Source organism: Rhizobacter sp. P5_C2, assembly GCF_054049715.1.
This window is the reverse complement of record NZ_JBFULV010000158.1, coordinates 1-11,002: the sequence shown is the minus strand read 5'-3', so window position 1 is coordinate 11,002 and position 11,002 is coordinate 1. Positions and strand designations below refer to the sequence as shown.

At 64.8% G+C, this 11,002-nt stretch carries 8 protein-coding genes; 3 read left to right on the top strand and 5 right to left on the bottom strand.

Going from position 1 to position 11,002, the window contains the following annotated elements; genetic code table 11:
• Window positions 1–5,091 (bottom strand): Ig-like domain-containing protein (locus ACXJLU_RS31285; protein WP_457337657.1); only part of this gene is annotated, 5,091 nt, incomplete at its 3' end.
• Between the two features lie 197 nt (window positions 5,092–5,288).
• Here ACXJLU_RS31285 and ACXJLU_RS31280 point away from each other — a divergent pair.
• Complete coding sequence (locus tag ACXJLU_RS31280; protein WP_457337656.1) at window positions 5,289–5,726, top strand: hypothetical protein; 438 nt, start codon at window positions 5,289–5,291, stop codon at window positions 5,724–5,726.
• Between the two features lie 523 nt (window positions 5,727–6,249).
• On the top strand, window positions 6,250–7,686 hold the full coding sequence (locus ACXJLU_RS31275) for an IS1182 family transposase (protein ID WP_457337655.1): 1,437 nt from the start codon (window positions 6,250–6,252) through the stop codon (window positions 7,684–7,686).
• A gap of 204 nt (window positions 7,687–7,890) precedes the next feature.
• Here the strand turns inward: ACXJLU_RS31275 and ACXJLU_RS31270 are convergent, their stop codons facing one another.
• The 3 genes from ACXJLU_RS31270 to ACXJLU_RS31260 form a co-directional block, all read right to left on the bottom strand.
• Window positions 7,891–8,262 (bottom strand): hypothetical protein, encoded by a 372-nt coding sequence (locus ACXJLU_RS31270; RefSeq protein ID WP_457337654.1) that lies wholly within the window; start codon window positions 8,260–8,262, stop codon window positions 7,891–7,893.
• A gap of 120 nt (window positions 8,263–8,382) precedes the next feature.
• Window positions 8,383–8,784, bottom strand: a complete 402-nt coding sequence (locus ACXJLU_RS31265) for a hypothetical protein (protein ID WP_457337653.1) — start codon at window positions 8,782–8,784, stop codon at window positions 8,383–8,385.
• Window positions 8,785–9,170: 386 nt separating this feature from the next.
• Window positions 9,171–9,599: a hypothetical protein gene (locus tag ACXJLU_RS31260; protein ID WP_457337652.1), complete on the bottom strand. Its 429-nt coding sequence runs from the start codon at window positions 9,597–9,599 to the stop codon at window positions 9,171–9,173.
• Window positions 9,600–9,760: 161 nt separating this feature from the next.
• Here ACXJLU_RS31260 and ACXJLU_RS31255 point away from each other — a divergent pair, with 161 nt between their 5' ends.
• Complete coding sequence (locus ACXJLU_RS31255) at window positions 9,761–10,384, top strand: tyrosine-type recombinase/integrase (protein WP_457337651.1); 624 nt, start codon at window positions 9,761–9,763, stop codon at window positions 10,382–10,384.
• Between the two features lie 171 nt (window positions 10,385–10,555).
• Here ACXJLU_RS31255 and ACXJLU_RS31250 read toward each other — a convergent pair.
• On the bottom strand, window positions 10,556–11,002 hold a 447-nt coding region (locus tag ACXJLU_RS31250), incomplete at its 5' end, for a hypothetical protein (RefSeq protein ID WP_457337650.1).

The following is an 11,002-nucleotide window of genomic DNA, read 5'->3' as shown; positions in this document are numbered from 1 at the left end:
GGGTGGGGTCAGCCCATGCCAGCCCGGCGCGCGCACGCCCGCACCGGGCTCGGAAACCACGCTCAAGCCATCGGCGGACACAGTGGCCGTGCCGTTGATCACCAGCATGCCGGTGGTGTGGTCAAAGCTCAGCACCGCCAGTTGAGCGCCGGGCGACGCGCTGAACACGTTCGGGAAGCTGATCTCCACCGGCTCGGTGAAGGTGGCCACGCCGGGCGCCTGGATGGTGATGTCGAAGGTGTGCTGCAACACGCCTTCGGGCAACATGTCTTTGACGAGCTCCGGCGGCACGGTGGACACGCCGAGCTTCGTATTGCTGACCGGCTTGCCATCGAAGCCAATGCCGCGCCCCGGATTGATCTTGAGCGTGAGCGCCTGGCGCTGCTGGTCGGTGAGCTGCGGCGCGGCGCGCGGGTCATCAACCCGTATCACGGTCGGCTCGGTGTCGCTGACTTCTTGCAGCACGCTCAGTGGCACGCGCGGCAGATAGATCTCGCGCCGGGTGGTGTTGGCAAGGCGTTCCTCGACTGCGCCCATGCTGCCCATCATGGTGTTGGTGACACCGGCCTGGATCGCGGCATCCATCACCATTTCGGGGAAGAACACGCCGGCCGGTGCATTCGTCGCGGTGCGCCCATCGACCACCAGCTTCAGGTCGCCGGCCGGTATCTCGTTGAACTCGAACTCGCCGTTGGCGTCGGTGAAGATCACGCGATCTTCCTGGCCGAGGATGAACACCATCGCATGGGCGATCGGCAGCAAGAACACGTCGTCGGCGGTGTGGATCACGCCGTCGGGCCCGCGGCGAATGTCGTCAAAGCTCATCGGCTTCAAGTCGGGGCCCGGGTCCAGCACCTTGCCGATGATGCGCGTGCCGGCCACGGCGCTGCGGCTCACGGTAGTGAAGCTGACGCGTTGCACGCCGGCGGCCTCACCATTGTTGTCGGCGTCCAGCAAGGCGCCATCGGCGGCGGCGCGTATCAGCCCACCGTCCAGGTGCACGGTGATGCGCGAGCCACCGGGCAGCGGGCTTGCAAAGAACATCCAGACAAAGGTGCCATCAACGGCGGGCACGAGCGTGCTGGCCAGCTTGCTGCCATCCGGCGCGGTGGCAAACAGGCTGTCGGCCGTCAAGGTGGCGGGGTTGACGGCGCGCGAGAACTGGATGAAGGGCCGCTGCGTCACGCCCACATTGATGCTGCCATCGGTGGGCGAAAAGCCGCTGAGCATGAAGAGCGGCAGCGCAGCCACATTGACATGCAGCGTGGTCGAGCCCGCGTTGCCGGCGCTGTCGCGCGCGGTGACGCTGAGCGTGTGGCTGCCGATTGTCAATGTGCTGAAGTCCAGCGCGCTGTCAAAGCTGCCGCTTTCGTCAAAAGGCAGCTGGCGGATGATGTCGCCATCGAACTGGTAAGAAAGCTGCGCGAGCACGCCGCCGTGCACGCTGGCGTTGCCGGACAAGCGGCTGCTGGCTTGCAAGCTGTCGCCTTCGGCCAGGCTGGTGAGGCTGACCTGGGGAGCCAGGGTCACGAGCGTGAAGGCGTGCGTCAGCGCTGCAGACTGGTTGCCGGCGGCGTCGCTTGCGCTGAGGGCCACGCTGTGCGAGCCATCGGCCGAGCCGTCGGTGGCAAACGTGGTGGTGAAGCGGAACTTGCCTTGCGCATCAACGGCCAGGTCTTGCGCTGTGCCGCCGTCAACGCGGATTTGCGCGCCGGCCACACCGGACAGATTGTCCAGCACTTGGCCGGTGATGACGAGGTTGGTGTTGGTGGAGTCCGGTGTCGCGTCGAGCACGATTTGCGGTGGCTGCGTGTCGCGTGTCAAGGCAAATCTCGCCAGCACCGCCTGGGCCACTTGCGTTCCGATCAGCTTGCCGGCGTCGTTGTCAAGAATCGTGTGGATGCCGCCATAGATGCGGCTCAAGCCCGCCTCGTCGGCGGCCTCGCTGAAGCTCGTGAAGCTGCGCGTCACGCCCGGCAAGGTCGAGGCGGTGGTGGCAAACGCGGTGTTGTCGCCAAAGCTGGCGGCCAGCACGCCGGCCGCCGCGGCGCTGAAGGTCGAGTGGCCCGACACATAGCTCGGGTGCGCGGGCGTGATCAAGAGCGGCGTCCAGTTGGCATCTTGCACGGTCGCCGGGTTGCCGTCTTGGTCGGCGTTCTGGATGGCCGTGATGGGTCGCCAGAAGTTGTAGTGGTACTTGGTGTCCCAGGCGGCGATAGCGGCATCGGCCAGGGCCACGTTGAGCTGCGCCATCAAGCGCGCGTTGGCGCTCAGCGACTGGCCTTTGGCGGCTGCCACTTGCACAGCAATCTGGTCCCAGTGACCGGGCGGTGTGAAGCTGCCGCCGCCATCGGCCCAGAACTGGGCTTGCTGGGTTTGGTCCGCGCTGCGGGTGATGCTGTTGTCACGGCCCAGGCTTTGCACTTGATTGATGGCCTCGGCATAGGCAGCCGAGTCGAGCGCGGGCGGTGGCGCGGCGCGAAACTGCGCCGCGCTTTCCAGCGCGAACGGCGTCACGCGCGGCCATTGCGGCTCTTCGGCCACCAGAAAAAACGGGCCGGTGGCGCGCCACTGGCCCGGCGCCGTTCCATCGTCTTCAGCGGCAAATTCAAGATTGCCATCATCAGCGCGCAGCGCCAATATCGCTTGTGCGATGCTCTCGCCCAGCGCCACACCGGCACTCTTGGCCGCGCCGTCGGGCCGTGCGGCCAGGCTCGCGGCAAGCGCCGCATCGAACTTGGTGCGCTGGCCCGGGTACTGGCTGAACAGCACGCGGTAGGCGGCCTGTGCGGCCGCGGCTTGAGCGTCGGTTGGGTCGCTGGCGCTGCGCTGCACCAGATAGGCCGGCGTGCCCTGGATGGCGGCCAGGCTGTCATGCACGGCAATGCTGAGCATGGCGAGCGTGCGCGTGGCGACTTGCGGGTGCGTCACGTCGAGCTGCACGGCCTTGAGCGCGGTCGTGATCCAGTCCAGCACCGCGTCGCCTTGCGTGGGTTGCACGCGCGTCAGGGTACGCGTGACGCTTTGGCTGTTGCCGGCGGCGTCGCTCACATCCAAGGTAATGAAATTGTCGCCCAGCGCCAACGCCACGCCGGGCAGCATGAAGTTGCCGTTGGCACTGGCGCTGCTGATGAGGCCTTGCGCTGCCAGGCGGATGGTCGCACCCGTTTCGGCCGTGCCTTGCAAGACGACGATGGCCGAGGCGGTCTGCGCGGTGTTGCCGTTGAACGCATCGACCGTCGAGACGGCGAAGCTGGCGCCGCCGGGCGCTTGGCGGTCCAGGGTGAAGACAATGTTCAGCGGCGCGCTGGCATTGCCCGCCGCGTCTTTGGCGATCAGGCGCACGGTGTGGGCACCATCGGCCAAGCTGCCGCCGGCCAGCGTGTCCAGCACGGCGCGCGACAAGGTGAAGCGGCCATCAGGCTCAAGCAGGGCGGCGAGGTCGGTGAAGCTTGGAATCGGCCCGGGGTCCAGGGACACGAGCAACTGCGTCACACGAACATCGTCGGTGGCGCGGCCGGCAATGCTCGCGTCGCGCGTCACGCCGTCATCGGCCAAGAGCCCGGTGTCGGTTTGCAGTGCAGCTTCCAAAGTGGGCGCGGTGGTGTCGCCGTCGCCAGCAGGCTCCAGCAGCAGATGCAGGCTGGCCACGGTGAGGTTGCCGGCGGCGTCGGCCAGGGTCAGATCGAAGGTGTTGTCGCCCAGGGCCAGCGTGATGCCTGCGAGGCTGAAGCTGCCGTCGGCCGCGGCCGTGGCGGTGGACAACACAGTCGGGTCGCCGCTGTGGCGAAGCTTCAGTGTGGTGCCGGCCTGCGTGGCGCCCGCCAGGGTCACGGGGTTGGCGCTGGTTTTGTTGTCGCCGGGCGTGCCGGTGTCGCTGGCCGCATCCAGCCCAAAGCTCCGCAGCACCGGCGGCAGCCGGTCGGGCGGCACATGGCTGAACTGCGGCAAGGTGGCGGGGTCGAGATCGCGCCCGCCCACGCGCACGCTGGCCGGAAAGGCCGGTGCGACGATGCTGGTGCTGCCCAAGAGCTGCCCGCCAGCAATGAACTCCAGCAGGGCTTGCGCGGCCGTGCCGATCTGGGTGTCGTTGCCGTCGTTCAGCACGCCGTCGACCGGATCGACGCTTGCGATCAGGCTCGTGTCCACCACATCGCCGCCGATGCGCACGCGCGCCAAGCCGCCGGCATGGAAGTGGTCGGCATTCGCGCCGCTGCCGCCCAAGGCCGCGTCGTCGCCCAGATCGGCGCCGACGAGCACGCGCAGGCTGCGCGCCGCGCCATCAATCTTGAGCATTTGCAAGGCCGCCACGGCCAGGCTGCCGGCGGCCTCGCCTTGCGTTGTGAACATCACCACCGGGCCGCTGATGTTGGCGCGCCAGGCCGGCGCGCTGCTACCAGCGCTGATGCTGTTGGCGCGCCCGTGCACGCTCCACAAGCCGCCGCTGAGGGCGCCGCCGATTTGCACGCTGTTCAAGGTGAACAGATTAGGCAAGCCGGGCGTGCCGGTGAGCAACAGATCAGCGCCCATGTCGCCCTTGGTGACGAGGCTGGCGAGGCCCGCCGCTTTGAGCACACTCACGCCGGCCGCGCTGCCGGTCCATTGCTTGACGTCCACATTCACATTGGCGGTCGGTGCGAGCAACTGCACGTCGGCCAGCTCCGCGGCCTTGAAGCTGAAAGTGTTGCCGGCGGCGACCGAAACCAGCGCCTGGCTGAGTTGGCCCAAGGTCAGGCTGACGACACTGGACGCGAACGCGGCCGTGCCGCTCAGGTCGGCATTGGCCAGGCTCATCGCGCCCACCGCGCTGTTGGCGCTGATGCCCACCAGCGCGAGCTGGGTGCCCCCGGTGTTGACGAGCGACACATTGCTGGCCGCACTGGTGTTGACGAGTTCCAGCACGAAGCCGCTGCCCTGAGGCAAGAGCTGACCCTTGCCCGGGCCGCTGATCACCACGCTGGGCGCGGCCGGCGGAGCCGGGTCTTGCGCCATGTGCGGCGCCGGGTTGGCGCCGGCCGGCTTGGGCTTGGAGTTCGCAGCGCTTGCGGCGCGGGATGAGTTGGCAAGGCGGGAGCGGGTGGGGGCGGTCATGGGGTCTCTCCGGTCGTCGGTTGGGGCAAGCAAGCCCTTGAGCGAGTCATCGCTGTGTCATTAGCTAGAACGCAATCCGCCCCGCTTTCCCGACACCGGAAATAAATAAAACGAAGCCGGGAGCAGCGCTCCTGGCATCGAACCGCCATTCGGCGACCAATGAAGAACCGAATTTGTAAGCGGTTCCAGAAAGCTGCTTGTCGGCCCCGGAGCGAGACCAGCAGTGCGCTCGCTTCGCGCGTGCTGGGCGCTTCTTCGCCGCCGGCTTCTTGCAGTTGCGCGAGCGCGCTCTGCAGGGTCTGGGCGGCTGCAACGCCATCGCCTTGGGCACGCTGCACCTACGCTTGCGCCAGCAGCGCTTCACCGAGCCAGGCGCTGGCGGGCAGGTCTTTGGCGACACAGCGCGCCGAACTGACGGCCTGGCCCGCATGCTCGCTGGCCACCGCGATGTCGCCGAGCTGCAGATCGACGCGCTCCAGGGCGATGCCGCCTTCGCGGCTCCGCCCGTCCGCCCGCAGATGACTCGATCACCGGCGCAAGACCCGCAGTTGCCTGAGCAATCCTCCTCAACAATGGGGATGGCCACTCGCTCGGGCAACGCCAGACTCACTACACGCGTTGCCATGGCGTGGTGATATTCGAGGACGGTGAGCGGATGTCCCGGCCTGCCGTCGAGCCAGCCAGTCGATGGGTGTCGAGTCAGGCTCTCCGCATCGCGGACGTCGAGTCTCAAAGCGTCCGCCTTCCGGAGGGCGTGGTCCTGACGGTTATCTCGGTGAGGATCTCCGCCGCTGCGAAGCGTCAATCCACCCCTCGACGGTGATCGCTACACAAGCGTCTGTATTCAGTCTCAGGCAGTCGGTGACTCCCAAATGACGACTATGCAGCGGTTGCTGTCGGTCGCTTCGAGCTATCGATCGGCCGCTTGCTGCCTCAATGCGGACGCTGCAGCGCTCCGGAGGTAGCCGAACGATCGGCCAAGCGACGAGGCACCCACGGACGCTCGTCAACGCGCCGTGCCGCCAGCGGACCGCGGTGGGTTGAACGTCCGCTGTGCGCCTGCGTGAACTGGCGCAATCGACCGAGGCTGTGTGAAAACAGCTTGATTGCCTGAGGTGATCGCCTAAGTTGTGGCAACGCGGCTGAACGGGTCACGGCATGAAGCGATTCATCGAAGGAGAGGAGCGAAGCCAGGTCACGTTGCTCCCTGAGTGCCTGGACGACTACATCGCAGAAGACAACCCCATCCGCGTCGTCGATGTCTTCGTCGACGAGCTGTCGATGAAGAAACTGGGCTTCGAAGGCGCCGAGCCTGCTGCAACGGGGCGACCGTCGTACCACCCGGCGGTGCTGCTGAAGATCTACATCTACGGCTACCTGAACCGCGTTCCGTCGAGTCGACGCCTGGAGCGCGAAGCGCAACGCAATGTCGAGTTGATGTGGCTGACCGGTCGCTTGGCGCCGGACTTCAAGACCATCGCCGACTTCCGCAGGGACCACGGCGACGCGATCCACAAAGTCTGTCGAGAGTTCGTGCAGCTGTGCCGTCGGCTGAAGCTGTTCACCGACGGCATCGTGGCTATCGACGGCAGCAAGTTCAAGGCGGTCAACAATCGCGACAAGAACTTCACCGATCGCAAGCTGAAGGCCAGGCTGGAGCAGCTCGAGGCCAGCATCAAGCGCTACCTGGTCGARCTCGATCGAGCCGACCGCGACGCGACAGCCGTGCTGCCCRACCGAGTCGCGCACCTGCGGGAGAAGATCGCCAAGGTGAAGCAGCAGATGCAAGGTCTGGCCGCGATCGGCGAACAGATGAAAGCCGCAGAGGACGGGCARATYTCGTTGACCGATCCCGACGCCCGCTCCATGGCCACCAGCGGCCGAGGAACGGGCATYGTTGGCTACAACGTGCAGACCGCAGTGGACGCCAAGCACCACATGATCGTGGCCCACGAGGTCACCAACGTYGGCCATGACAGGGGCCAGYTGGCAAGCATGGCCAAGCTCGCCAAGACAGCGACCGGCGAAGGCGACCTGATCGCACTGGCGGATCGCGGCTACTACGAAGGCTATGAAATCCTCAAGTGCGAGCRAGCTGGGGTGGCTGCCGTCGTTCCCAAGCCGATGACCTCGAACAACTTGGCCGACGGCTTGTTCGACAAGCGYGACTTCGTTTACGACAGCAAGAAGGACGAGTACCGGTGCCCGGCTGGGAAGATCGCCATCTACCGCTGCACAGCAGAAGAGAACGGCAAGAYCTTGCACAAGTACTGGTCCTCTGAGTGCCCGCAGTGCCCAATGAAGCCTCGATGCACCACGAGCAAGAACCGGCGCATTGCGCGCTGGGAGCACGAGGACGTGCTGGACATCGTTCAAGAGCGATTGGACGGCGCTCCTGAGGCCATGCGGCTACGCAGACAGACCGTCGAGCATGTGTTCGGCACGCTGAAGGCCTGGATGGGGTCGAGTCACTTCCTGACCAGAACGCTACCTCGGGTGCGAACCGAGATGAGCTTGCAGGTACTGGCCTACAACCTGAAGCGAGCCCTCAAGATCATCGGCGCGCAGCCACTGATCGCAGCGATGCGGTCGTAGGGCGTGAGCCCTCAACCTCGAACTCATCGCTGAGCGCGTGCTGCGCGTTGACGGGCAGTCCCRTCCCGTGCSGCGCTCTRCRCGTTTGCACACAGCCTCGACCCATAGCGGAACTTGGCTCAGGCTGAGCAAGGCTCCGGAAAGCGGCCGTTCAACGTTTGACGTGAACTACGTGACCCGATTGCCGGGGCGACAGCTCGAGGGTTAAAGCGCTGTGACATAAGCGCTGAGAGCAGCCGCGACTTGCTTTGCACCAAAGCAGCGGAAGCGAAATTCCCCCTCTTTGTGCTGGACAGCAACAATGCCAGTGACCCAGCCGAACTCTCGTGAGACAGCGCGGATGCTGGCTAGAGGTATGTACGTGCTTTCTAGCCCGTCGTGAAAGGCGATGTTCATTCGGTTCGGGGCGAAACGCAAACCGTCCGGCGTTGCAGTGATTTTGCCTCCAACCCAAAGGCCGCCATACTTCTTGCCGTAGCGATTGACCTCGTTCAGCGCCGCTCCGTCAACGAGTGATGACGGGGTGGCATTCGGGACAAAGGCGTTGGCCAACTTCTCGATGTTCAGGGTGGACATATCTTGCTCGAGCGCTCTAACGTTTGAGATGACCGGCGCCCGACAGATGGCGAAGCCGGCTGTCGGGCCTCAGGTTGATCGAAGGGTTTGCCGACGGTCACGAGTGGCGCTTCCTGGCCGCTACCGGCGATCGCTGCTGCCCCATTGTTTGAAGAACTCTCGCTGCTGGGAAACGCTGGCAGGGATCACATCCGGGCCCTCTGCGAAGATGTCCACCAAGTCGGCCATTGACGCATGCATCCCGTCGCGCATCTTGTACGCCTTCAGGCCAGCGCCCATGTCACGGGCCATCGACGATGGATAGACATTCAGACTAGCGCCGTAGCAAAACAGTCGTAGCCCTTCGTCTTCGAGTCGAAGCCGAATCAGACACAGAGCCTCGAAGAAGTCGCCAGCGTTGGCGGAGATCTCTTTGCCACGATAGCTGCAATCCAGCTTACACAACTCGTCCGCGTCGTGCTCAACGAGCGTGGCGACTTCATCGTCCTCACCGCCGATGAGATAGATCTTGTGAATCTGCACCTGCTCCTCCCAGAGCGAATCGAGCTGAGTTTACCGAAGCCGCCTCGCGGCAAAGCAGACGCCGGCAGTCGTCCGCATGTGGCCGCCTACAGCCGTTCGCTCTGTCGACACCTCATTCGAGCGTGCCGGGGCGAGCCCCCGGTCTATGCAACCACCACCAGCCTAGAGCAGCGATGGGAAGGGCGAGGATCGTGCCGGTCGCGAGAAGCGTGAGCCGCCAATCAAGCGTTGGAGCGGTGCCGCTTGGCGTACCAGGGGCAGACAGAGCGAGCGCGACTCCCGGCGCAACCGCTACAAGGACGTAAGGCCACAGACGCGGTCGCGCAACCAGCAAAAGCGCAAGCACAGTCGGAACGACGATTCCCATCCAGCCCATTGATCCCATGCTACTCGAATGCAGTCGTTCGCGATCGGGAGCTTGTGGCCGGTCCCTGCCATCCATTCGACGCCGCCGGTTGATCTGCTCTCATGTTGAACAGCCTGCGCTCGATGCCCCCCTCCCAGACAAGGGCCACCGGAATCAACAGAACCAAAGCAACGATGCTTTCCGTGACATCACGGCGTTTGGCCAAATTGACGATCGCTGCCACGAAGGACCACAACGGCAGAACAACCAACAAACCCACGAATATGAACTTCAACGGCCCTAGATCTGCCAGCCAACCCGGCCACCGATCGACGGTGGCAACAACAAGAAGCAAAGCCGCATAGAGGGCGACCACGGGAAGAACCGGCGATACGCTGGCGATTTTTGAGGCGATAGCGTTCTTACCCATCATGGTTACCTTGAAATCGTGCGCCCCGGCAGCAGACATTCGCCACCGACTGCTTGTGGCCGGCTGCGTGAGTTTGCCTGACCGCTCCAAAGCTGCCCTTCAGCATCGGAGACCGCGCCACCACGGGCGCGGCTCAGAGCAAGTGCCCAAGCGGCGACAGCGCGCATCCTGAACGGCCCTCAACTCGATGGGAGACCATCATGGGCACTGCAGGAAGCGCCATTCATCGCGAACCGTGGAACAAGGGCAAGCTCGTCGGGCAAAAGGCGCCGTTCAAGCTCAAGGACATCTGGGCCCTGCGGGTCCGCCTGCAGATGGAAGGCCGGGTCCGTGAGTTGGCACTCTTCAACCTCGGCATCGACAGCAAGCTGCGCGGCTGCGATCTGATCGGCCTGAAGGTCCGCGACGTATGCCACGGCGATCAGGTGGCTGCGCGTGCCATTGTTGTCCAGCACAAGACTCAGCGCCCGGTTCAGTTCGAAATCACGCCAGCCGCCCGAGATGCCGTGCAGGCGTGGATCAAGCTCGCTGGGCTGAAGTCGGAAGACTTCCTGTTTCCAAGCCGCCTCCATGACTCCTTCCATCTGGGTACTCGCCAGTACGCCAGAATCCTCGGGCACTGGGTCGACGAACTGGGGCTGGACCGTGCCGACTACGGGACGCACTCGATGCGACGGACGAAGGCGACGCTGATCTACCGGCGCACCAAGAACCTTCGCGCCGTGCAACTGCTCCTTGGGCACTCCAAGCTCGAGTCGACGGTGAGGTACCTGGGCATCGAAGTCGACGACGCTCTCGAGATCTCCGAACAGACTGAAATCTGAGGCAATCGATGGCGGCTGCGTCGGCTGCTTGCCAGTGCCGCCGCCTGAACCACGGCTGTATTCTCTCGGGGCGAGTCGGTGGTCCCGGCCAGAAGCGGCCAGACGTGAACGGCGGCTTTCGGATAGGGTGACCCCAAGGCTGCGAGCCTGATCTCTGCGGGGTTCGGCCGCTCAGACCCTGGCGAGGAAGGCCGCCGCATCACCCGCTTCGCACTTCCAGTCTGCGAAAACCCCGACCAGATTGCATTCCACGCAGCGGCAGGCGATGTAGTACCAACGCACGTCATGTGTGCCCTCGTACACGGAGACGCCGGACATCAGCTCGAACACCTCGTTCTCGCACACGCACTCGTGCGTCTCTGGCGCGGCTTCTTCCATGTAGTCCGCGCTGTCGCCCATCGGGTGCTCCTGCCCGCAGTCGGCGCAGGTGCGGATTGCGACGCCGGCTTCTTCATCGGTCCGCAGCGCGAAGGCCCGGCACCCGCAATCGCATTTGGACGCAGCAAACCGGACGGCTTCATGGCGATTCGCAACGCTGTAGCTGCGCAGCTCGGCTTGGGTGTCGCCGGACGTCGTCCCGTACCAGTATTCGCCTTTCTTCGTCAGTGCCATTGATAC

Coding starts and splice junctions, on each gene's coding strand:
- ACXJLU_RS31270 (WP_457337654.1), bottom strand. CDS start 8,262: ATGTCCACCCTGAACATCGAGAAGTTGGCCAACGCCTTTGTCCCGAAT.
- ACXJLU_RS31260 (WP_457337652.1), bottom strand. CDS start 9,599: ATGTCTGCTGCCGGGGCGCACGATTTCAAGGTAACCATGATGGGTAAG.
- ACXJLU_RS31255 (WP_457337651.1), top strand. CDS start 9,761: ATGGGCACTGCAGGAAGCGCCATTCATCGCGAACCGTGGAACAAGGGC.